Origin of the sequence: Neolewinella antarctica (assembly GCF_011927835.1) — a bacterium.
In the GTDB taxonomy this organism is placed as follows: Bacteria; Bacteroidota; Bacteroidia; order Chitinophagales; family Saprospiraceae; genus Neolewinella; species Neolewinella antarctica.
In genome coordinates, this window is sequence record NZ_JAATJH010000005.1 from 257,395 (window position 1) to 280,658 (window position 23,264).

The 23,264-nt window shown below is 55.7% G+C and carries 13 protein-coding genes; 7 read left to right on the top strand and 6 right to left on the bottom strand.

Features of this window, described 5'->3' with window-relative positions:
- Positions 1–23: 23 nt before the first annotated feature.
- From GGR27_RS15135 to GGR27_RS15145, 3 genes are all read right to left on the bottom strand, one after another.
- Entirely contained in the window at positions 24–1,946 is a 1,923-nt protein-coding gene (locus tag GGR27_RS15135) for a PD40 domain-containing protein (RefSeq protein ID WP_168038802.1), read from the bottom strand.
- Between the two features lie 217 nt (positions 1,947–2,163).
- Positions 2,164–3,480 carry a hydroxymethylglutaryl-CoA reductase gene (locus tag GGR27_RS15140; RefSeq protein ID WP_168038804.1) on the bottom strand — a complete coding sequence of 439 codons (1,317 nt, stop codon included), beginning with the start codon at positions 3,478–3,480 and terminating at the stop codon, positions 2,164–2,166.
- An 84-nt stretch (positions 3,481–3,564) separates the two neighbouring features.
- Positions 3,565–4,638, bottom strand: coding sequence for a beta/alpha barrel domain-containing protein (locus GGR27_RS15145; RefSeq protein ID WP_168038806.1), 1,074 nt, complete (start codon positions 4,636–4,638; stop codon positions 3,565–3,567).
- A 569-nt stretch (positions 4,639–5,207) separates the two neighbouring features.
- On the opposite strand from GGR27_RS15145, the gene GGR27_RS15150 reads away from it, so the two are divergent.
- The 4 genes from GGR27_RS15150 (at position 5,208) to GGR27_RS15165 (ending at position 11,736) form a co-directional block, all read left to right on the top strand.
- Positions 5,208–8,531: a glycosyl hydrolase gene (locus GGR27_RS15150; RefSeq protein ID WP_262887745.1), complete on the top strand. Its 3,324-nt coding sequence runs from the start codon at positions 5,208–5,210 to the stop codon at positions 8,529–8,531.
- Positions 8,532–8,930: 399 nt separating this feature from the next.
- Positions 8,931–9,830 (top strand): NAD-dependent epimerase/dehydratase family protein, encoded by a 900-nt coding sequence (locus tag GGR27_RS15155; protein WP_168038810.1) that lies wholly within the window; start codon positions 8,931–8,933, stop codon positions 9,828–9,830.
- A gap of 54 nt (positions 9,831–9,884) precedes the next feature.
- A complete protein-coding gene (locus tag GGR27_RS15160; protein ID WP_168038812.1) occupies positions 9,885–10,817 on the top strand; it encodes an alpha/beta hydrolase family protein in 933 nt (310 codons plus the stop codon).
- 364 nt (positions 10,818–11,181) lie between these two features.
- Positions 11,182–11,736 carry an SPOR domain-containing protein gene (locus GGR27_RS15165; protein ID WP_168038814.1) on the top strand — a complete coding sequence of 185 codons (555 nt, stop codon included), beginning with the start codon at positions 11,182–11,184 and terminating at the stop codon, positions 11,734–11,736.
- 186 nt (positions 11,737–11,922) lie between these two features.
- Here the strand turns inward: GGR27_RS15165 and GGR27_RS15170 are convergent, their stop codons facing one another.
- The 3 genes from GGR27_RS15170 to GGR27_RS15180 all read right to left on the bottom strand — a co-directional run bounded on the left by GGR27_RS15170 (position 11,923) and on the right by GGR27_RS15180 (position 18,923).
- Positions 11,923–12,216 carry a rhodanese-like domain-containing protein gene (locus tag GGR27_RS15170; protein ID WP_168038816.1) on the bottom strand — a complete coding sequence of 98 codons (294 nt, stop codon included), beginning with the start codon at positions 12,214–12,216 and terminating at the stop codon, positions 11,923–11,925.
- 47 nt (positions 12,217–12,263) lie between these two features.
- A complete protein-coding gene (locus GGR27_RS15175) occupies positions 12,264–14,792 on the bottom strand; it encodes a T9SS type A sorting domain-containing protein (RefSeq protein ID WP_168038818.1) in 2,529 nt (842 codons plus the stop codon).
- Between the two features lie 255 nt (positions 14,793–15,047).
- On the bottom strand, positions 15,048–18,923 hold the full coding sequence (locus GGR27_RS15180; protein ID WP_168038820.1) for a PASTA domain-containing protein: 3,876 nt from the start codon (positions 18,921–18,923) through the stop codon (positions 15,048–15,050).
- Positions 18,924–19,315: 392 nt separating this feature from the next.
- Here GGR27_RS15180 and GGR27_RS15185 point away from each other — a divergent pair, with 392 nt between their 5' ends.
- The 3 genes from GGR27_RS15185 to GGR27_RS15195 all read left to right on the top strand — a co-directional run bounded on the left by GGR27_RS15185 (position 19,316) and on the right by GGR27_RS15195 (position 23,251).
- Entirely contained in the window at positions 19,316–20,560 is a 1,245-nt protein-coding gene (locus tag GGR27_RS15185; RefSeq protein ID WP_168038822.1) for an effector binding domain-containing protein, read from the top strand.
- Positions 20,561–20,804: 244 nt separating this feature from the next.
- On the top strand, positions 20,805–22,400 hold the full coding sequence (locus GGR27_RS20480) for a T9SS type A sorting domain-containing protein (RefSeq protein WP_168038824.1): 1,596 nt from the start codon (positions 20,805–20,807) through the stop codon (positions 22,398–22,400).
- Positions 22,401–22,522: 122 nt separating this feature from the next.
- Positions 22,523–23,251: a hypothetical protein gene (locus GGR27_RS15195; RefSeq protein ID WP_168038826.1), complete on the top strand. Its 729-nt coding sequence runs from the start codon at positions 22,523–22,525 to the stop codon at positions 23,249–23,251.
- The last annotated feature ends 13 nt before the right edge of the window (positions 23,252–23,264 follow it).

A 23,264-nucleotide genomic window follows, 5' to 3' on the forward strand; every position in this document is an offset into this window, starting at 1 on the left:
GGCGGGGGCGGTCACCGGTTGCATCAGCGTACACGGCCGTAGCGTTTGCCGTAGTCGTAACGGACTACGAACGCGTCGGGGAAGCCCGCTCGTTGTACGTCCGGAAGTACGGCGCGGGCGGCCTCCAGGGTGGGGTAATAGCCAAGAGTGATGCGCCTCAGGTCACGGTCGGGGACGGCTTCGCTGCTGAGTTCGGCAATGCTTTTCAGGGCGGCGTAACGATCCTCGTTGGGGTCAAAGGTTTTCGCCGCGCTCACCTGGATGCGGAAAGCAGTAGGGGCCGCGGCCGCGGGTGCCAGGTCCGGATCGGAAGAGCCGGGGGGATTGGGCGAACCACCATTGCTCCTCCCCCCACTACCCGGCACCGGCGGCCGCGCCCCGGTCCCCCGCAGATAAATTGGCCGGCCGTAAATGGAAGACCCCGTCGCGTCCGTCTGCACACGGTAATCCGCCGACTCGTACCCCGCCCGCCGGAGGACGACGCGGTAGCTCTTCCCCGCCTCCAGGGGTAACGAATACGTCGACTCCGGGAACGTCTGCCGCGCCACCTCCCGCTCCTGCCGCCCCGGCAAAATCTCGTACAGCGCCACCTCCACCCCCGTTACCACGGCCCGCGTCGCCTCGTCGTAAACGCTCGCCCGCAGGCCCGGTGCGCTGCCGCTCAGCCCGATTTGATAAAGATCGTCGTCCGTCGTCGTTGGCTTCTCCGATCGCCACGCTCGGTTGCTGGAAAACAGCGAAAAACCCGCCGCGTCCGGCACGGTGAAGCCCCGGTCGTCCGCCGGTGAGTTGACGGGGCGCAACGAATTCACCGCCCGGTCGTAAAGTCCGTTAGTCCGTTGTGCGCGGAAGACGTCGTACCCGCCCAGCCCCGGGTGTCCGTTGCTCGAAAAATAAAGCACCTGGTTAGGCCGGTCGAACGCCGGGGTAATCTCGTCGCCCGCCGTGTTGATGGCTGGACCGAGCAGTACCGGGTCCTCGAAAGTTACGCGGTCCACCGCGTCCGCTTGCGTCGCGCGGTACACGTCCATGCCACCCCGCCCGCCGGGCCGGTTGCTAGCGAAATAGAGAATTTGGCGATTGTCTTCCAGCGTCACCGTCGTGGGGTAAGCGTTGTTGCTGCCCGCTGAATTAACGTTGTCACTCAGGCGCTCCGGCGTCGTCCAGGCGCCCGAAAGTCGGCGCCCCGTCCGGTAGATTTCGCAACGATTTGCCTCGTCCGCCCCCGCCCCGCTACAGATTGTAAAGAAGTAGAACCGCCCGTCGTCGCTGAAGGAACCAGTACCGAACTGCCCGCCGGAGATGATCGGGAACCCACCCGGGGCGGTAGCCCGTTGCCATTCCGCCGCCACCTGCCGGCTGGTGAGTAGTCGACTCTGCTCCCCACGCTGGCTGGCGAAAAGAAGCTGGTCGGGCGTCATGCGCGATGCCCCCGTTTCGTCGCCCCGGGAGTTTACGCCGAGCCCCAAGTTGGCTACCGTACTGGTTTCCGCGCTGCCCCGGTCGAGCGCGAGCCCGGCCAACTCACCATCCACGATTTCTCCCATTATGGCCCGGTCGGAGCCGTTGTACCCCGCCCGAAAGTTACCCAGCACTCGCTCGGCCTCCTCCGTCTGCCCCGATTGCTTCAGCGCCCGCCCGTACCGCAAACCCAGTAGCGGCCAGCTTTCAATGTTTGCGGGCACGAGCGCGTAGGCCGCCGCCGCCGCTCGGTAATCACGGGTGCGCGCGTACAACTCGCCGGCCCGGAAGATCACGTCGCTGTTCTTGGGGCGAAGCGCGTAGGCCCGCTGGTAAGCGGCGGCGGCGGCGAAGTAATCTCGGTCGGCTTCGGCGGTTTCGGCTTCGACAATCAGGGTGTTGTAGGTAGGGTCGGTGCCGTTCGTGACCGTGGAGATTTGGCAGGTCTGGAGAAGCAAGAAAGCTAGGAAGGGAAGGAAGCGCATGGGCTTTTGGGCTGTTTGGCTGGTCGGGCTACTGGTTACAACACGTTTCTCCGTAATTCGGTGAGTGGGGTAGACCAAGAAACAAAACTAAGCTAATACCTACGAGAGTAGCCGAGCGATCACACTCCAACGCTTATGGTGTCTCCCCTCTCCTTTTTCGGAGACACGTTTTTGGGGTGAAGGGGACCCAAAATAAGTTGGGGAGAGGGCTCCTTCCCTACCGCCCCAGAAACCCCCTAACCCCAGCGTAACTAATCGTCTTCCCCGCAAAATGCGCCGCCGTAGCCCCCCGCTCCTCCTCACTCGCGTGAAAACTCGTCAGAATATTCTGCAGGTGCATCCGCATGTGCCCCTGTTGAATTCCGGTCGTGACGAGGCTACGCACGGCGGCAAAATTCTGCGCTAACCCGGCGGCGGCGACTACGCCCATCAGTTCTTCGGCGGAAGGTTGGCCGAGCGCGTCGAGGGAAAGTTTGGCGAGGGGATGAAGCTTCGTTAGCCCACCCACCGTGCCGAGGGCGAGGGGCAGCGTGAGTTCGAAAGTGAAGCGGTCGTGCTCCACGCGGCAGCGGCTCAGGGAGCGGTACGTACCGTCCTGCGCGGCGAAGGCGTGGGCGGCGGCTTCCACGGCGCGGAAGTCATTACCGGTAGCGATTACCACGGCGTCCACCCCGTTCATGATGCCCTTGTTGTGGGTCACGGCGCGGTAAGTATCTTGGCGGGCAATCTCGACGGCGTAGCGGAACCGGCGGGCGAATTCGTGGGGGTCGACCCCGTTCTTGGGCAGCGCCATTTCCGAGATCGGGCAGCTCACCCAGGCGCGCACCACGCAGTTCGGCGTGTGGTTACTGAGGATGGCCATGATGACTTCCAGGTCCCGTTCTTCTTCGGTTAGGCTGCCGCTTTCGGCGGCCCACGTTTGCAGTTCGGCGCCGTAGGCTTCCAGGACGGTATTGATGAAATTCGCGCCCATGCTGTCGGCCGTCCCGAATTTTATGAGCAGTTGGTAACAGTCGTCGGCCACCTCGGGGAGGTGCTTCCAGGTCACGCCACGCACGCCGCCGCCCCGGGCCTCCATGCGTTGGGTCAAGTCTTTCGTTTGGGCGCGGACGCGGGTGCAAAGTTCATCCAGGAGCGCAGCCCGCCGCGCCGGCCGGCCGGACCACCGGAAGTGTACCTGCCCCAGCTTTTCCGCCGCGATGACTTCCGCGTGAAAACCCCCGCGCGTCATCCAGTACTTTGCCGCCGCGCTCGCCGCCGCCACGACGCTCGATTCTTCCGTCACCATCGGTACGGCGTACGTCTTACCGTTGATGACGAAGTTCGGCGCCACTCCGTACGGCAGCGGAAAGTTGGTGATGGTGTTCTCGCTGAAGCCATCGAACACTTGCTGGATGGAATCGTCCGGCAAATCGAACTGCTTGAGAATGAGCCGTGCGCTGGGGTCGAGGAATTGCTCCGTTAGCCAGGCCCGGCGCTGTGCTTTGTCCAGTTTGCTAAAACCGTTGATTTGTTGCTGCTGGGGTTTTATCACGGTGAATTATCTGCTTAGTGAGGGTCTGCGTGAGTGACTCGGCTGAAATGGTAGGTGTACAAGGAGGTAGCCGCTCGCTGGTTGTCAAACGACCTTGAATTCTCCGGGGGAGCTACGGACGCGAAGGTAGGCATGCGCGAGCTCCAGACCACGTATCTGCGTGGCGACGTAGCGTTGTAAAAGTGCATAATCTTCCCGCGCAAACTTGAGGAACGCCGAAGCCTGCCCGTAGATCGCCGGCATGGTCGACCGCTCCGTCAGGTAATAACCATCCAAGAAAGTTCGTACGCCACCGCTCACGATCAGGTGTTGCGTCTCCATCGTCCACTTGGGGGAGCTTACCGCTCCAACCCGTACCTGGCCGTTTACCATCTCCACCATTTCTTCGGCCGTGTGCCCGACGTTTACCAGCGGCTCGTAGGCGGCGCGGCGTATGTCGTCCCCCCGGAAAAGCTCTAGTTTGCTGAAGTTCGTCCCGCCCCCGGCAGCCGTGTCGAGGGCCAGCAACGGTAGGTCGAGCAACGCGTGTATGCTACGCGGGCCCATCCCCTGGCCTACTTCTTTTACGATAACGGGTAAGCCCGGCAGCGCCGCCAACGTAGCCTTGATGACGTCGATCGGTGCGGATCGGTACATGTCCCCTTCGGGCTGCATCGCCTCCTGCAGTGGGTTAACGTGGATGATCAGCCCGTCCACTCGCAGCAGGTCCACCATCTGCTGGATTTCTTGCATCCTTCCTTCGTCCAGCAAATCCTCGATCTGCGCCACGCCGAGGTTGGCGTAGAGCGGTACGTCCGGTCCGGTGAGCGGCCGCACGTCGAAGTCCTTCAGTCGGTCGTTGTCGTAGAGTAGCGGTCGGCAGGAGCCCAGGCCCATCCCCAGTCCGAATTCCGCGCAGGCCCGCGCTAGGTTGTGGTTGATCACGAGCGCTTTTTCCGTCCCGCCCGTCATGCTGCTGACCCAGATGGGCGCGGCAAGTTGTTTGTCCCCAAAAGGAGTGGGGGGCAGGGACCCCGGGGCCGGGTGCGCGGCGAGCAGGGGCTCATAATCGAAGCGGGGGTCGAGTTGGAAGCCTTCCACTTGCGAGCGGAACGCTAGTTCGATGTGGTCTTCCTTGCGGGCGGGGGCGGTGGGGTCGTTCTTGGGGGCGGCGGGCATGTTCGGTGGTGGTGGTGGTTCTGAGGGGGTAAAGGTACTGGATTTAGGGTGTGCCGGAAGTTAGACGTGGTGAGGTACTTCAGAACGGGGGCATGCTCGACTAACTGGTACGACCCCGCTACTGCTAGGTCGGGTCTTTAATTACTCCAACGTGCTCTTAAGTCCCGACAAATTTCTTCATCGGATATTAGCACTCAACCGTGAAAGAAATCATTCGCTCGCTGTAAATGTCTAGCAGTGGGAGATGGGTAATTAATTTTTGAGTTGAAGGCAGAGGTTATCATTTGAGCGACCCTAAGTGGCGATTCACACGCTCTCCTCGTGGAGATAGATGGTGAGATAAAACCGATCCGATTGGGAACGGGTAAACGAACTTACGCAAGAGATTTAACCACATAATACACAGAGATCACAAAGGGTGACTCTTCTTTGTGTTCTCCGTGTCCTTTGTGGTAGGAAAAGAATGTACTACGTAAGGTCAGCGGGTAAATTAAATCCCTAAGAGGTAAAACATTCAATTAGGAACCTTAGGGCTGGTGGCGTACACAAATCTAAAACGTACTTAAAGCATGAATAGGACAATCATTTATCTACTACTGGTGCTTCTAGTATCGGCGTGCGGCCAACACCACTCGAATCTAGACCTGGAAGCTGGGTTCAAAGATCCTCCCGCCGCCTCCAAACCCAAAACATGGATGCACGCCATCAGCGGTAACATGAGTAAAAAAGGCTTAACGAAAGACCTGGAAGCTATTGCCGAAGTAGGTATCGGTGGTGTGCTGTTGTTCAACGTATCGGAAGGTATCCCTGCCGGGAAGGTTACGTACAACTCTCCCGAGCACCACGCCATGCTGAAACATGCAGCACGGGAGTGCGATCGTTTGGGGTTAACCTTTGGGTTTCACAACTGCGACGGTTGGTCGTCGAGCGGTGGCCCGTGGATCACCCCCGAAAACAGCATGAAGATGGTGGTGTGGAGCGAAACGGTTGTTGACGGAGGACACATCGATACCCCTTTGGCGCAGCCTACCACCAGGAGAGATTTTTACGGGGATATCGCGGTGCTGGCGTACCCGTCCTTACCCTCCGAGCTCGTTGACTACGAAGCTAAGCCAGTGGTAACCTCATCCGATAAAAATCTGGACGTAGCCAAAATTATGGATGCCGACCCCACCAGCGAGACTACCATCGCAGGAGAAAACCCCTGGATCCAATTCGATTACGGAAAACAGCACACCGTACGGTCATTTTTTATGAACGTCGAGGACCGGTGGGCCAGTGCAGAGCTCTGGACGTCGGATGACGGCACAAACTTCACGCTGGTCAAAGATCTTTATAAGCAGAAGACAGTCCATCAGCAACTTGATTTTTCTGATAGCTTTGAACCCGTTACTGCGCGCTACTTCAGGATCAAACTAACCCGGGTAAATACAATTCGAGAAATTTCCTTAAAGTCCGTAGCTACCATCGGCAAACTTTTGGCCCGCACGGGTATAAACCGTATTGACGACTACAAACTAACGCCCATTGGTAACCCTAGAGCAGAGATGATCGTCAAACCAGACGAAATCATCGACTTGACTGATAAAATGGATGACTCGGGTAATTTGACCGCTACCCTGCCCGCTGGCAAGTTCACCATCTTACGTTTCGGCTACACCACTAATGGGCTACAGAACACACCCGCTTCCCCGGAAGGGCAGGGATTGGAGTGTGACAAGTTTAGCAAAAAGGCATTAAAAGTACATTTTGACGCTTTCATCACTAAAGCTATTGATAACCTAGCTGACACCGAATCGATGCAGTACATCGAGATTGATAGTTATGAGAAGGGTATGCAAAATTGGACTGATAGTTTAGACGCTATTTTTCGGGAAAAGAAGGGGTACGATCTCACTCAATTTTTACCCCTTTTTGCCGGACGCTTCGTAGAAAGTGCAGAAACTTCGGATGCTGTATTAGGCGATTTTAGGCAGGTAACCTGCGACCTGACCACGGAAAATTACTACGGATATTTCACCGAGCTTTGTCACGAGAGAGGTCTGCAGACCTATTTCGAACCTTACGGAGACGGCTTAATTAACGAACTGGACGTGGCTGCAAAAGCCGATATTAATATGGGTGAATTCTGGCTGGAGCGTGACGTCAGAATGATGAATGCGGCAGTTTCGGGTAGCAGGATTTATGGCAAAAACCTCATCTCGGCCGAAGCTTTTACTTCCATACCTAAATTAAACTGGAAGGGACACCCCGCCGCGGTGAAACTTAAGGGCGATTCCGCCTGGACCGACGGGGTTAATCAATTCATGCTGCATCGCTTCGCGCACCAGGCGAATACGCACGTGACGCCGGGAATGACGCTTGGTTTCTGGGGTTTTCATTTCGACCGCACCAACACCTGGTGGCACAATGCCGGTGCCGAATGGTTCAAGTACATGGCGCGTGGCTCGTACTTGTTGCGCCAGGGCAACCCGGTCTCTGATGTGTTGGTTTTTATCGGAGAGGATGCTCCAAACGCTCCTTTTTACCGCGATGAGTTTGATCCTCACATCCCGATAGAAACCAATTTTGACTGCATCAATGCCGATGCATTAATCAATCGCATTCAAATAAAAGGTGATCGGTTGGCCTTACCCGAAGGGCTGGAATATCAAGTGTTGGTTTTGAAAAATTGTGAGAAACTGTCCCTAGAATCACTAACGAAAATTCATGAAATAGCCCTTGCGGGGATTCCAATTGCTGGATTAACGAGCATCGAACCCCAGGGATATAACGTGAGTGATGAACTAAGAGAACAATTTGCCCTCCTACTGGCTGAAATAAAAAGCCAGACAAAAATTTATGACCACTACGATTGGTCTACCATCTTCCACGAAAATAACATAGCAACCGACCTCGACTTCATTGGTAGAGAAGATATGGGCTACACACACCGAACGATGGCCGATAAGGATATCTATTTCTTTTATAACCGGGAGAAAGAGGCAGCACTTTTTGAATGTGCGTTTCGGGTCGATGGTAAAATTCCTGAATTATGGAACTCCGTAAATGGCGAGATTACCAAGCTAGGCCAATTTAAACATCAAGACGGTCGAACAACCGCCTGGATTACGCTCGAAGCAGAAGAATCCGTATTTGTTGTCTTTCGCGAATCATCGAAAGGAGTTCCGTCGGTAAGTCTGGGGCAAAACAAAGACTTACGGGTAGAATATACGTTAGACGATGATAATCAACTGGTTCTTAATGCGTCCCGAAATGGTACCTACGCAGCTTCGATGACCAATGGTGAAAATAGGAAAACGGTAATCGACCAGATCGATAACCCCGTAACGATAGCCGGTTCGTGGGAGGTAGCGTTCCCGAAGGTAAATGGTGACAAAGCTAAGTTCGTATTTGATGAATTAATCGACTGGAAGGACAACGCCGACGATGCCATTAGGTATTATTCGGGCACGGCAATTTACCGAAACTCATTTCTTTTTAATCAACCCAAGCTTTCAGAAAATCAACACTGGATACTTGACTTAGGCGAAGTAAACGTAATAGCGCGTGTAAAGCTGAATGGAGTTGATCTAGGCGTTCTTTGGCTACCGCCCTTTAAAGTGGATGTTTCTGATGCGCTTATCGAAGGGGAGAACAAATTAGAAATCCACGTTACCAACCAGTGGACCAACCACTTAATCGGCGACGAACAGTTTGCCCAAACGGATGGGTACAAGATCACGAACGAAAAAATGCCCGACTGGTACGTAAATAATGAGCCGCCGCCGTCAGGTGAACGTACCACCTTCACAACGTACCCATTTTACAAAAAGGATAGCCCACTTATCTCGGCGGGATTGCTGGGGCCAGTAACGCTTAATGAACGACAGAAATTTATGCTCAAAGAGTAGTCAAAGCGCTAGCTAAGTAGTTGGACAATATTATTATATCATTTTGACGAGCGTAGCGAGCTGACTCGTCTCCCCTCTACCTTCGGAGAGGGGCCGGGGGAGAGGGTTATAAGGTGTACGTTTAATATTGTCCAAGTACTTATCTTGCGTTTTTGTGCAACGGAACCCAAGCCGAACGTTTCGCAAAGTTCCTGGGTATTCTAACGTACTCTAAACAACCATTAGTGTAGATTAACGAAATGAGGAGGAGGAGAGATAAACGTCGCAAACACATAAAGTCCCAACCTGCTCTGAGTGCTGTTTTGTGTCTTTACCCTTCTTTTGTGCTTTATGTGTTAAAAACAACTTTGCCCCTTCGAACACAAGACGGACTACCCTAAGTCAACCAAAAAATACAGCATGACCAAGAAAAGAATATTTTTTACCGGCGGATCGGGAAAAGCCGGCAAGTATGCAGTGGCTTATTTGCTCGATCGTGGCCACCGGGTGATGAACGTAGACCTGGTCCCCCTGAACCATCCGCAAGTCGATAACCTAATCGTGGACATCACCGATTCCGGGCAAGTATTCAACGCCATGAGCTCCTACGCCGGTTTCGACGAACTGGAGCCCGGCAACGGGGTACCCGCCTTCGACGCCGTAGTCCACTTTGCCGCCATCCCGAGAATTTTACTCAAGCCCGACAACGAGACCTTCCGGGTCAACACCATGGGGACGTATAACGTCATCGAAGCGGCCGTCAAACTGGGCGTCAAAAAGATCATCATCGCTTCTTCGGAAACTACCTACGGAATTTGTTTTTCCGATGGCAAGATAAACCCCAAAACGCTACCCCTGGAAGAGGATTATGACGTAGACCCCATGGATAGTTACGGTTTATCAAAAGTCGTCAACGAAAAGACGGCCCGCAGCTTTCAACGACGGTCGGGCGTCGATATCTACGCGCTCCGCATCGGCAACGTGATCGAGCCCCACGAGTACGCCGAGCTTTTCCCGAATTACCTGAAGAACCCCGCCGTCCGCCGCCGTAACGCATTTTGTTACATCGACGCGCGCGACTTGGGGCAAATCGTTGATCTGTGTCTGCGTAAGGACGGTCTCGGCTACCAAGTTTTCAACGCTGGCAATGACCACAACGGCGCGGTCGCCCCGACAAAGGAACTGGCCGAACGCTTCTTCCCCGGGGTGCCGTTCACGCGGGAGATGGGGGAGCACGAAGCGCTCTATTCAAATTTAAAAATCCGGGAAGTGCTGGGTTTCGAAGAGCAACATAATTGGCGGAAGTACGTAACCGTTTAACCACTCCGGTGGTGCGCTACCGACCGCCGCAGTAAAATAGATATCCACCGTAATTTGAAACGTACCCTAGCACTCTTAATCTCTCTGCACTTTGTCGTAGCCTGCAGTCCCGAAAAATCGCCCCCGCCGGCTACCGATAAAACTAAAGCAGCGACCACTACGCTAATTACGCCCGATTACGAATTACTACGGCCAACGGACGAACCGGCTGCCGCCCTCCTGATTCTTTTCGGTGGCTACCCCGAGCGAGCCGCCGACATCAAGCGAGAATTCAAGATCGCCGAACCGGCAACCGCGCAACAAGTAGCCGTGCTCTTTATGAACTATAGCCAGAGACTATGGCTGGAAGAAAGCGAGAAAAAGGAGTTGGGCAGTCGTTTGCAAAGCGCTATTCTGAAGCACGGCCTACCAACGGACAATATCTACGTAGGTGGCTTTTCGAGCGGTGGCAACGTGGCATTGCTGCTCAGTGACTTTCTCGTCGGGCGCGACGAATTTGGCTTCAAACCGAAAGGTGTCTTTGTTGTGGATTCTCCCGTAGACCTGGCGGAGCTCTACGCCACGGCAGCGCTGAACGTGGCGAGAAACTTTTCGCCACCGTCCGTCCGGGAAGGTGAGTTCCTACTTGAGAAAATGAGTAAAGAAATTGGTGATCCGACCCGGAGCCTTGACCGGTACGAGACGTACTCGCCGGTTACCTTCGGCACGAATAATACCGACCGAATAGCAAACCTACGCGAGATCAAAATTCGACTCTACACCGAGCCCGACACTGTTTGGTGGCAAAAGCACCGGCAACAAGCCTATGTGGAAACTAATGGTTACCGGCTAAAGAGACTGTACGGTAAGATGCGTGAGCTTGGCTTCGAAAAAGTCACGTACGTCACTTCAGAGAACCGCGGCTACCGCTCCGGTGGCGAACGCCACCCACACAGCTGGTCCATCGTCGATCCCGAAGAATTAGTCTCTTGGATGCTAGCCAACTGATACAACTTTTGCATCGCCGGACGGAGTTGTAACCCACGGCACGAATAAAATAGCTGGCCCGTAGAATAGTCGCGAAGAATCCAAACAGCCCCGGCTCCTACGACTCTTTCTCCTTGCTCCTGCGACCGCGCCAGCTAGTCCCGTACTCAGTCGGGACGGCCGCGCCCAAACAAAAAAAAGGAGGCACCCAATGGGTGCCTCCAAAAAAACGGTCTTTCCAAAAAGCAAACACTTGAACAATTCTTGTGTATTTGAAGCAACGCTACGTAAGCTGCGTACGTTCTAAATACTATGCAATAATAGTCTTCAGCAAGCAATTATTGCGCTTTATCCCTAGAAATCTCAACCTTTAACACATATTCTCATGCGGAACACGCCGATTATCATACCCATTATTCTCGCTGTTTGCCTGGGTACGCTGGCCTATCTGCTCTACGCCGCTCTCTCCGACGGTGCCGACCCCACCCTGCCCCGCGCCGCCGTAACTACCAGTAAAACCGCGGTACCCAGGGAGTACGACGTTCAGGAAAAAGCCGCCAGTGATCGCTATTACGAGCCTGCCCTGGAGGAAGAAGAAGCAAAACCCAACACCTACGCTGAGTCAAGTGAACCTCTCTACGCCCCCGATGAGGACATCGCCAACGACTACGCCGGTAACCAAGTCGCCCGCGAGCTCGAAGCCGACCTGCACGGTGAATACTCCATCCTCGCCGGCAGCTTTCGCCAACTGATTAACGCCCAGGGCCAGGTCAAAAAATTAAAGGCTGCTGGGTTTACCGAAAGTGACGTCATCAAATCCCACGGCGGAGCCTACGCCCTCGCCCTGGTCGGTCGCCGCGCCAACGAACGGGAAGCGGATGAACTCATCACTCAACTCAAGAGTAAAGGATTCGAAGCGATTATGGTGAAGCGGAATTAATTGAGGCGGTAGGAGGGTAGGAGGGTAGGAGGTAGGCGAGTAGGTGGGTGCTTCGAATATCTTGCGGACGATTTATATGTTAGTTTTTACTAACATATCCAATCACCCCCCCAATAACGTTTAGTATACCGCCTACCGCCTACCGCCTACCGCCTACCGCCTAATAAACTACCGCCTACCCCCCCCCTACGCCAAATAAGCCATCATCCCCCCCGCCAGATTCCGAACGTTCGTAAATCCACTCTGGGTCAATAACTGCGCCGCCATCGCCGAGCGTTTGCCACTCCGGCAGTAAACGATCACTTCGTCATCCTTGTGCGGGGCCAGTTTATCGAGGCTTCCCATTAACTCGCCGAGCGGTACGTGGATGCCGCCGACGTTAAATTCGCTGCGTTCGTAATCTTCGCGCACGTCGAGCAAAACGTAATCTTTCGTGGCTTCGGTTTCTCGTTCTTTCAGTTCCTGAATCGTTGCGTCCATAGTTATCCGTAATTTTGGAAGGGTAACAAGGCCCACCGCTAATTTGATTAGTTACGAATCACTTTATGGAAGCTACGACGTAATCCGTCACTAACCTCCAGTACGTACGCCCCGGCGGGTAGCGCGCTCAGATCGAGGTCGTTCAGCCCCGTTTGCGTTTGTTGTAGCGCCCCGGCTAGGTTAAATAGCCGTACATGGTAGGTAGCTGTTGGTAGTTGGAGCGGCCGTCCCGACCGAGTGCGGGACTCGCTATTGCTTCGCAGGTGTAGAGTGCCGGACGTAGGATTGGGAAACACGTCCACCAGGGCCGAAACCGTTGCTACGCCTTCCGTACTCGTTTGGAAGCCCTCGAAGCCACCCAGCAGGGGGCGTAACATCAGCGACCCCTTCGTCGTGCCCAGTAAAGCCCGCCAGCCGCTGCCGTAGTCCGCAAACTGGAATTCCTGGCTATTTGTGTTCCGGTCGTAGCCAATCGTGATCTCCCGGGCCGCCGGCAGTTGCTCCCAGCCTACAAAAAAGTTACCCGTGGGCAACTGGAGCGGTTCGTCGAAGAGGTAAGTCGTAAAACCCTCAAGACTATCCTGAATAATATCTTCCGGGACGACGATGTCAAAATCCTGCTCGTAAAGGCGGTCCGTGGGCAAGGAATCCCCCGCCGCGTAAACTACCAACCGCAGTTTTTGGTCGCCGAAGCCACCGAGGTCACGGGGGATGCGAACTTGGATGCCTCGTAATTCATCCTCCACGTAGGACGGGAAGCGCACTACGGTGCGCGTCTGCACGCGGCTGAAGATGGTCGCTTCCGCCGAGCCGTCGTCGTAAGCCATGTAATTGTCCAGCACCGTCGTCGTACTCGCCGTATTGTTGACCCTGACGGATACGCTGAGCTCGCCGTTTTCCCCATTCGGCTCGAGCCGGTACTGGGTGCTGATTTCCACCCGTTGGCTATCTTGCGCTAACCCATTCAAGTAAGTCGCCACCGTGCTCAACCCCGCCCAGCCCGGCGCTAAGTCAGCGGAAACGTAAGACATTGGTGCTACCGTGACGGGCAGACCAAATACTTCGGGCGGAGCTGCGTCCGCCGCCACGATGGTACCGGCGGCGCGGTCGGAAATAAGGATATCGCTCGATTTGACGCTCCCCAGCGAAAGCTGCTGTCCGGCCGCGTTGTGCACGTCGATGCGTAAATCTTCCCGGATTAAATCTTCCCCCGCCGCCTGGTAGTGCCGCAGCGGCAGGCTGGTTAGCGGTGCGAGAATGGAGCCGGGTTCCTTGACGAGCGCGAGGTCCCGCGTTCCCGCGGCCACCGCCGCCCGGTCGAGTTTGACGTAATCTAAGTGCCAATTATCCACGGCACCGGACTGGTTACTCTTGTTGAGAAAGCGAAAGACGAATCCGCCGTACAGAAATTCTCCGGCCACCGGAATGGCGTACCGTTGAAAAGCCAGTACACTATCCGTCGGTACGTTATTACGGAGACCTTCCACCGCGAAGACGGTCTGAAAATTACCGTTCGGGCGTAGGAATTGAACCACAAAACTGTCCTGGCGCTCCGGGCGGTTGCCGAGCCCACGGGGTTGTAAGTAGAAGCTGAGGGTGGAGCCTTCCTGGCCCACCATGTTCAGCGGGGTAGAGGTCAGGTAATCGCGTGGAAACGTCCGCCGGCCACCACCCGTGGCGGGGTAGGAGAATCCGTCGGCGTCCACCGCGTCGAAGGTTGCTACGCCGATCGAGGGCGGCAACTGCGCGAAGGTGCGGTTCACGAGCACGTCCCGGTCCTGCCAGCGCGCTACCGCGGGGCGGAACCCTCCTCCGCTGAAATCATCAAAAAAAGGTAGCGCCGTTGCGTTGCGGGCGATGGTGACTTCCGTCCGGTAAGTATCGCACAGACCGAATTCACTACAGACCGTGACGCAGATCGCGTCCACGCCGGCGTAAGCGGAGACGTCGTACGTCACGTCGTTGCCGGCCGTCGGGGAGGAGTCGAAGGCAAAGTCCCGGTCTCTGCCCCGGTAGTCGGGCGCGCAGGCTTCGACCGAGCGGCACGTGGCCTTACGCGTCAGGCTGTTGTCCGGCGTCGCCAACGTTAGCCGCTCCCCCACCTCGCCGGTTTGCCCCGGTAAGTTGACCGTCCGCCCCTCCCTTTGCACGAGTACCCGCACGGTTAGTGGCGTTCCGCAATCGGTTCCGTTGCTAGTGCAGGCCCGAAAAACGAGGTTATCCAGTACCTCTTCCTCATCCGCGTTGGCCGTGTAGATGAGCGTATCCCGCCGTAACACGACGTTTCCACCCGTCGCGGCGCAATCCGTGCAGGAATAAGTAACTCCCCCAATCAACCCAGACGTATCCGGCCGAATCAACCGCCGCACGGTTTGCCCCGGCCTCACGACGGTGAAGCCGCTTAGGTCCACCGCGTCACAGTCCACCTTTTCGCTAGCGGTACTCCCTTTGCCCTGAGCGGCGAGTCGCTGCAGGTTTTCGTAGCCACTCAACGGCTGGATGGTAACCTGCCCGGACAAGGAAATACTCGCCAACATTGAAAGTAGCGTGGCGGTGAGAAGTACTCTTAAGATCATGTTGCTTGCTTAGAAAGTTGTAACGTGGGGTGGGGAGCTTTGGTGTACGCCGGTTAGGTCCCGTACTATATTCGCTGCTAATGGTTTTGCTCAAGCAAAGCCCGGAGTTCCCTTCTCTTTTCACTTCAGTGCACGAAACACACCACTAGCCCAACTGCCGGACGCACGTTGAAGCATTGCTCGTAGACGAGCGAAGCGAGCATAGCCACAAATCAAATATCAAATATCGGGATTCGCATATCGCATATCAGTTTACTAATCACACCCTCCCGGCCGTGTATCCGACAAATAAACGTCAAATTTGGATCCTACCGGCACCATCGCTCCGCCCGACGGCTCCGTCCGCACGACGTACGCATTGCTGCGGTTCGCCACGTCGCCGTAGGTTTTACCGACCAATAGGTCCGAGCCGTCGAGTAAAAATTCAAGCTCACCGAACGTGCGGCAGCGCATTTTTGGGACGGAGACTTCCCCGGTTTCCCGCACGGTAACGACGAACTCGAGTTCGCCACCTTTAGGCACTTCGACCCGGCCGCCGCGCAGTTCTTCCTCCGTGATTTTCCGGTCGCCGTAGTAGAGGTAAAGGATCGTATTTTCTTCCTGTTTACCGTCGTAGACTTGTTCGCGGATCTTCGAGCGGATCTCGCCCATGCGCTGCAGGCGGGTCGTGTACTGCGTATAATCGTACTCGCCCGTCAGTGGTGGGAGCTTGATCATCGGGGCCTCGTCGGTGAGGATGGTGAGGTAGATGCTCCGGTTTTTCTTGACGCCCGCGCCGGCTTTGGGGTGTTGGCGCGTGACCGTGCCCGGTGGGCGGTTGGGGTCGAAAGCGCCTTTTTCGAATTTGAGCGTCAGGCCCAGGTCATCGGCGCGTTCCGCTGCTTCGGCGCGGCTCATGTCCACGAAATTGGGCAGGTCGGTGCTGCTGCCGTGGCTGGTGTAGAGGTTGAGGCTGATCCGGAGTAAGAAGAAGCAGATGACCAGAAATAACAGGGCCATCGCGAAGTTTTTCCAGAAGTAGCCGGATTTGAGTAAGGCTAAGGTGCTGGCCACAAAACCCGTTTTTTCCGGTTCGCTACTGCTTGCTCTGATTGGCGGCACGGTACTTTCTTCACCCTCCTTAATGAGTGCGTTGTAATCACTAACCGCAGTTTTTTCTTCAGTAAGTGGCGCGGTCGCGGGTGCCGGGTTCTTTGGGGAAGCAAGGGAAGCTTGACTTGGTACGGAGCTCAGAGCTGCTTCCGTGGGGAGCGCAATTGCTGCTCGGTCCCGCCGCGCCTTCCCGTAAGCAAGAATACGGTCGATAAAGGCCGCCGGTTGGTAACCCGCCAGCGCCGCCTGGTGAAAAATGGCGGTGGCCGGCGTCATGCCCGGCAGACTGTTAACTTCGATAGGGATGGTGTCAGCCGTGCCGTCCGCGTAAATACGGACGAAGGCGTCGATCCGGCAGTAGCCTTCTACGGCCACCGCGCGCGCCGCTTTTTCGAGATCGGCTTTGACCTGGCCGGCAATGAAATCGTAGCTGTAACCGTCCGTCGCCAAACGGGCGGGGGTGAGGTTTTGACCCTCTCCGGCGAGGAACTTTTCTTCGAGACTAAGGATTTCGCCCCCGGCCAGCGTTTCGCTGGGTTCGAAGATCTGGTAACGGACTTCCCCGTCCTCCCCGAGGTGCGTGAGCATCCCGCCGGTGATCTCCATGAATTTATCCGCCCCTTCCGCTGTGATGACTTTTTCGAAAAGGATCGTGTTTTTACCGCTTGGCCACTCGTCTTTCTCCGATACTTTCAACTCTTTGCGCGCCGCCCGCTCGTTCAGGCTGGTGGGGCGGAAGGTGAGGTGGCAGTAAGCGGTCAATTCTTGCCGGTCTTTGATGAGTAAAACGGCCGAACTGCACCCATCGTCCACCGGCTTGGCAACGTGGGGGTAGCCGAACCGTTCCTCTACTTGCTGGTAGAAAGCATCTTCATCGGCGTAGAAATCTTTGCCGCTGGCCAACCATTGTTCCGTTACCTCCAGGCCGGCTCTGGCGAGGGTGTGGAGGGTTTTGTACTTGTCGATGGTGGTCCGGCTGCTGGCGATGCCGGAGCCGTTGTAGTAGATACCGAGGGGTTCGAGGAGAGCTTGTACCTGACCATCTTCCCCGGGCCGGCCGTGGAGGGCAATAAAGGCGCCGTCGATGTGCTTGGGTAGTTCCTTCCAGGTAACCTCCTTTGGTAAGAAGACGACGTTGGGAGCAGCGTAAGTGTGCGTGATCTCCTTACAAGCTTCCCGAATCTCCTGCACCACCGCGTGCTCGGTCGTTTTACCGAGTTTGGCGCGGATGTCGTCGGCGTTGTCCTTTAGTAAGAGGTTGATGGGGAGTTGGTGGAGGCGGTACTTATCCTCACCGTCGGGCTCTAAAAAAAGCGGCGTCGGCAAATAGCCCTCGCTCGAAGCCAGTTTTTCGTAGATATTCCGTCCGGACTCCACGCTAATGTGCCGCTCGAAGCTGGGTCCACCGAGGATGACCCCGATCCTTTCTTTCTGGGTGGTACTTGCCCTGGCGGCTTCCATGGCTTCGTCCAGGCCGGTGCCTAACTCATCGGCTACGTCCATCCCTTCACCCTGCATCCCGCGACCTCGCCCCCGTTCCCTGAGCGATTGGCGAATGATATAAGTGAGAAACTGGCTAGGATTCAAGCCAATTTCGGCCGCCTGGTGGAAGAAGAAACTGCTCGGCATCATGCCCGAAGTCGTGTTCGGGTCGTTGAGGAAGATCTCGCCGCTGGCCGTGTGGAAGCCGTCGATGCGGGCGTAAACGTGGAAGCCGAGTTCTTCGAAAAGGCGCTCGCATTCGGCGCGGATGGCCTGGATACGGTCCGTCGGTAGCTCGATCGGCGTGACCTTGCGGCTGCGGCCGGGCATGTATTTGGCGCGGTAATCGAAGAGCTCGCTGCTGGGTTTGACGATTTCCGTGGGGGGCAGTGCGACGGCTGCGCCCGCCGGGGTGCGGAGGACGATGGTGGAGAATTCTTTACCGTCGATGAAGGCTTCTACGATTACGCTTTGTTCGGTTTGGTGGCCGGAAAAGATAATTAGTGGGTAGGCGGTAGGCGGTAGGGCGTGCGGGATTGGTGAATCTTGATTGGCGAATCTTGATTGGCGATTTGCGGCTATGCTCGCTTCGCTCGTAGTTTCGTCTTCGGCTCCAAATTCCGTGGTGTCCGGAGGTGTCTCGCGTCCTTCTTCTTTACTCTTTCCTCTTACCTCCACCTTAGCCTCCAGAAAATCATAAAGCTCATCCGGCGTGTACAAGGTAATGGTGCGTTCGCCGTGCTGGGCGTCCATGGGGAAGGCTACACCGTCGCGTAGATCGCTGAGGTTGCGGACGTATTCGAGGCGTTCGTATTCGTTGCGTTCGGCGTATTCGTGCACGGGGAGGAGCTCGCGGAAGAAGGCGGCGTTGACGGCGCGTTCGAAGCCTTCCAGGCCCTCGCTTTCTTTGAGAATGGCTACGCCGATGGAGCTACCCTGGCGGGCGGGGCGGATGACCATTGGCCAGCCGATTTCGCGCTCGGATTCATAGAAGTGATCCTGGACGCGCTGGTCGTCAAAGTCGCCTTTTTTGATGACGAGCAGGGCCGGGGAGGCGAAGCCTTTGGCGGACATAAGCTCCTTCTGGATGGCCTTATCCATACCGATTTCACTTGCCTCGACGCCGGAGCCGGTGTAGGGCACGCCGGCGTATTCTAGCTCGCGTTGTAGTTGGCCGTCTTCGCCGTATTCGCCGTGGAGGGCTAGGAAAGCTACGTCGATCAGCTCCGGTAAATCATGGCGGCGGATGCGGCTGCCGACTTTGCGGGCCATGGCTTCGAGGCTCAGTTCGTCGAGCGGGCCGAGGCTTTCCTGGTAGACTTGGAACCCGTGCGCGGACGCGGGAGCCAGGTCGATGGGAGGGAAGAAATCTCGGATGGTGCCCCGGTAGAGATATTGCCAGTCGAGGAGGTGCCACTTGCGGAAAGAGTCCACGAAGATGGGCACGGGCTCGAAGAGGGCCTGGTCGAGGTTGTCGTAGACCGTCCGGCCGCCGGCGAAAGAGATTTCGCGTTCGCGGCTGGGGCCGCCGAAGAAGATGCCTACTTTGATGCGCATGGCTGGAACTTAGTGCGCAGTTACGCATCTGATGAACTTTTTAAGTAGATCGCTTCTCAACTTACTTAAAAAGATACATCCGATGAGAACTGCTTGGATTGGCTGAAAGAGATAGTTGGGTTCTCATTGGATGCACCTTTTCAAACTCGATCGCAAAGCGATTGAATTTGAAAAGTTCATCAGATGCGTAACCTAACAAGCCGAGGGTGCAATTTAAACAGCCACGAAGGTAACGTGTGGGGGTGGGATTGGATTATGGTGGTTTAGTAAGCGTTTGGGTTTGGGTAGTATTCGCGGCTTCGGTGCGTACAAAGGGACGATCCGTTATCACGAATCATCTTTTTAAAGGGCCAGTAGCTAGTTTAGCTACTGGACACGACCACCTACTCACCATGCCAAACCGCCTAACCAGGCTAACCACCCTCCTCACCCAACTCCAGTCCTCCCGCCTGGTCACCGCCCGCCAACTGGCCGACCGGCACGGCGTCAGCCTGCGCACCGTCTACCGGGACGTTCGCGCCCTCGAAGCAGCCGGCGTACCGATCGTGACCGTGGAAGGAAAAGGCTATTCAATCCTCGCCGGCTACCGCTTACCGCCGATCATGTTTACGGAGGCGGAAGCCGGAGCACTCATCACGGCGGAGCACCTGATCGGTAAGAACTCGGATGCTTCGCTCGTCCGAGCTTACCAGTCAGCCATTACCAAAATCAAGGCCGTGCTGCCTAGCGCCGGTAAAGAACGGTCGGAAGTGCTTTCCTCCCGCCTGCTCTCCCGCGACGATCCGGCGGAGCGGCCAACCAGCAATTTGCTGATGGTAATTCAAGAATGTATTCTCCACCACCGCTTGTCCGCTATCGCTTACACTTCCGTAAAAGGGGAAGCGTCAAACAGAGAAGTAGAACCCTTTGGCCTCTACACCACCGAGGGCAACTGGATACTGATCGCTTTCTGCCGCCTGCGCAAAGCCTTCCGCACGTTTCGGCTGGATCGGATTGGGCGGTTTCGAGCCCTGTCCACCACGTTTACGCCGTACACCTTCACGTTGGCGGAGTACCTGGTAGAAGCCCGGAAAAATTATTCCCGTACCCTTGCCACGGGGTTGTCACAGCGCCCCGCCAACTTTGTCGGGTCACCAAATAAGACAACCATGACTAAGCAACAAAAAGATTCTTTCCAGCTGATCGGTATCTCCGTAAGAACCTCCAACACGGACCCACAACAAACGGCGAAAGACATCGGTGGCCTCTGGCAACGCCTGCTGGAGGAGCAGCTAGTTGATCAGATCCCCAACAAAGTCGATACGACCGTTTATTCGGTGTACACGGACTACGAGTCCGACCACCGGGGCGCCTACACAACCGTGCTGGGTTGTCGGGTAAGTTCACTCGCTGACGTGCCGGAAGGGATGACGGCCATCGAGGTGGCGGGCGGCGCATTTCAGGTATTTACTTCCCGGGGCAATCTCCAGCATGGTGTAGTGTACCAAACCTGGGAGGATATTTGGGCTACGGAACTGGACCGCAGCTACCGGGCGGATTATGAGGTTTACGGGGCCAAGGCTTCGAATCTGACGGATGCGGAGGTAGAGATTTTCGTTGGGATTCTTGAGGACAGTAACGAAGTACCCAATGGATAACGTACTCATTCGTAGCGCCTCTTGAACTGACGATAATTCACCAATGATTGATGAACCCACGTAATGCACAGCAAAGTTTGACGAATAGATAAGTACTAAAATTTTGTCAATACTTTCTATATTAGCTGAGTATGACGCTTTCCAGAATTACCTGAGCCCACACAAACACCTCGCCTTGAAATACTTTTCCGCGCTATTACTAGCCATTATGTTATGTGCACTGCCGTCAATCTCAATGGCGTCCGTGTCCAATTGTACGCTCGATGACGGGGTAGTTACGCTGCCGCCATCCAACATTCCCATCAAGGCGGATTCAGTCGGCCCCAGTCTCTTCACGCCGGGTAATCAGTGGAACTTATTCAGTATGTCCGGCGGGGTCAATTCTCCCGCCTTCGGCTACACCACCCGTTACCGGCTAGAGCAGCTTACGCAACCGGATAGCATTGCTTTTTACCGGATCGTTACCAGTCGCGATTCCGTGGGAGAAGATAATTTTCTGGATTCAGGAGACCGCCTTGAAGATCGGACTGGAAAGGTATACTTTCAACCAGCGGGATCGACGCAAGACTACCTACTGTATGACTTTACGGCGATGGTGGGGGATACGCTCGAATTTATCCCAGTTAGGTCTGATTTTTCTGATGGACTTCCCTATAAGTTGCTGCTCACGGATACTGACACCATCGAGCTGGCTAATGGGGAACGTCGGAAGCGTTGGGAAGTGAGCTGCCTGGGTGAGGATTTAGCGGTCGATGATAACTTCGGCCCTTGGTACTACATTGAAGGAATTGGGTACCAATCAGGTCTTTTCAACCGGATAAATGCACCCTGTGAGATTATCATCGAGGGCTGGGGTGAGTTACTGAACTGCTTCTCCGCAAACGGAGAAACGCTCTACCGGGGAAGCAGCCTGAGGAATGAGTGTTTCTTCAACATCGAAGAACCCGACGAACAGCCGTCGAGCTTTTCCCCTTATTCCGTCTGGAATCAATTCGTTCCTACGGGAGAAGTAAACGAGGGCTACCCCGGCTACACCCTGCGCTATTTGATGTCCCCCGAAAACACGAGCGGCTTCGGTAATTATACTTACGAGCTAGAAACCACCGAAGAAGAAGGTGCTGATATATCTAGCTTCACCAAGAATGAAATCAGGATTAATGATTACAAAGGAGTCACTTTTTATCAACCCTTTAAAGATGGTCCGGAGTACTTGCTTTACGACTTTACCGCTGAGGTAGGTGATACGCTAAATTACCGAGCGGTTCGCTACGATAACGGCCAGGATAAATTCGCTAGCTATCAACTGATCGTCACCGCTACGGATAGTGTCACCCTCACGGATGGTACCCGGCGCAGGCGTTGGTTTACCGCCTGCTTAAATTCAACGGATGATGCCGGTCAGCCAGCGCCGTTCATGACTTACGTAGAACAAATGGGATCGACAAAAGGACTTTTGTACCCACTCGAAGTTCCGGGTTGTCCGACGGAAATAGAGACGGAGCGGCTACTCTGCTACTATTATAATCAGGTGCCACAGTACGAAAATTTGTCCGACCTCCTGCCCAGCTGCTTCGTAAAAAGAACCGTCGCTACGGGAGGTGACCAACTCGCTAGACCTCGGCAAATGACAGTCTATCCGAATCCAACTAATGGAAACGTAACGGTAACCGGTGTAGAATTAGCCTCCGCCAGGCTATTTGACGCAGCCGGAGAGCTTGTACACTCGTACGGCCGGGGGAATGAAATCAACACTGGAGACGTGCCACCCGGGCTATACTTTTTGCGTGGCCTGGACGAACGGGGGAATACCTTCATGATGCGGCTAGTGGTTAGTCGGTGATGACGCGTACTGGCAACCTGGCGCACGAGACAAAATTGATGCGAATTCAATATTTTTCGTTCAAATGGAATACTAAATGTCTTGGCGGGAAAAGTAGCTTATCTTGTGTGTAAACACGAAACATGCTCCCGCCACTGGGCCATCCGCTTTACTTTGGCTTCGCAATCCTGACGGGTCTGACGCTGGTAGGCTTTTACGCGGCCACCGGTAAGCGGCTCTGGGTGCTGATCGCTGGGGCGTGCTGGCTACTCGCAACGGCCGGCCTGGCGGCTACGGGGTTCTTCACGGTAACGGATACCGTGCCGCCGCGGGTGGCGTTGGTCGTGCTGCCGGTGCTGGTGGGCGGTTTATACGTAGGGTTTAGCGAGCGAGCGCGGTCGTTTCGGGCGGGGGTGGATGTAGAAATTCTGCACTATCTCCATACCGTACGGATTGCCGTGGAGGTGTATTTTTTGCACGGGCTCTACGCGTCCGGCGTGGTGGCGAAAGCGCTGACGTACGAAGGCCTGAATTACGATGTTATTCCGGGTTTGTTGCTACCGGTAATCGGTTTGCTGGTATTTAGGTGGCGGAAGCTGTCGGTCGGCTGGGCGGTGGCGGCTAACGTCGCTGGCATTCTCGTACTCGCCTGGACGGTGGTGGTGGCGGTGCTCTCGGCACCGACTTCGTACCAATTGCTTTCGTTGGACCAACCCACCGTCGCTATTTTCTATTTCCCCTGGATCTGGTTGCCGGCGCTGGTGGCGCCGTTGATGTTCTGGGCACATTTTTTGGTGCTGGGGCGGCTACGCGATGACCCTGCTTTCTCCTGGACATCCCCGGCACCCGCGACCGCGCCAAAGAATCGTTAGGCGCGGACGCTGG

What these genes read in the sequence shown, in the direction of transcription:
- GGR27_RS15155 (WP_168038810.1), top strand. Translation starts at nt 8,931, where the DNA reads ATGACCAAGAAAAGAATATTTTTTACCGGCGGATCGGGAAAAGCCGGC.
- GGR27_RS15165 (WP_168038814.1), top strand. Translation starts at nt 11,182, where the DNA reads ATGCGGAACACGCCGATTATCATACCCATTATTCTCGCTGTTTGCCTG.
- GGR27_RS15195 (WP_168038826.1), top strand. Translation starts at nt 22,523, where the DNA reads ATGCTCCCGCCACTGGGCCATCCGCTTTACTTTGGCTTCGCAATCCTG.
- GGR27_RS15175 (WP_168038818.1), bottom strand. Translation starts at nt 14,792, where the DNA reads ATGATCTTAAGAGTACTTCTCACCGCCACGCTACTTTCAATGTTGGCG.
- GGR27_RS15135 (WP_168038802.1), bottom strand. Translation starts at nt 1,946, where the DNA reads ATGCGCTTCCTTCCCTTCCTAGCTTTCTTGCTTCTCCAGACCTGCCAA.
- GGR27_RS15145 (WP_168038806.1), bottom strand. Translation starts at nt 4,638, where the DNA reads ATGCCCGCCGCCCCCAAGAACGACCCCACCGCCCCCGCCCGCAAGGAA.
- GGR27_RS15150 (WP_262887745.1), top strand. Translation starts at nt 5,208, where the DNA reads ATGAATAGGACAATCATTTATCTACTACTGGTGCTTCTAGTATCGGCG.
- GGR27_RS15170 (WP_168038816.1), bottom strand. Translation starts at nt 12,216, where the DNA reads ATGGACGCAACGATTCAGGAACTGAAAGAACGAGAAACCGAAGCCACG.
- GGR27_RS15185 (WP_168038822.1), top strand. Translation starts at nt 19,316, where the DNA reads ATGCCAAACCGCCTAACCAGGCTAACCACCCTCCTCACCCAACTCCAG.
- GGR27_RS15180 (WP_168038820.1), bottom strand. Translation starts at nt 18,923, where the DNA reads ATGCGCATCAAAGTAGGCATCTTCTTCGGCGGCCCCAGCCGCGAACGC.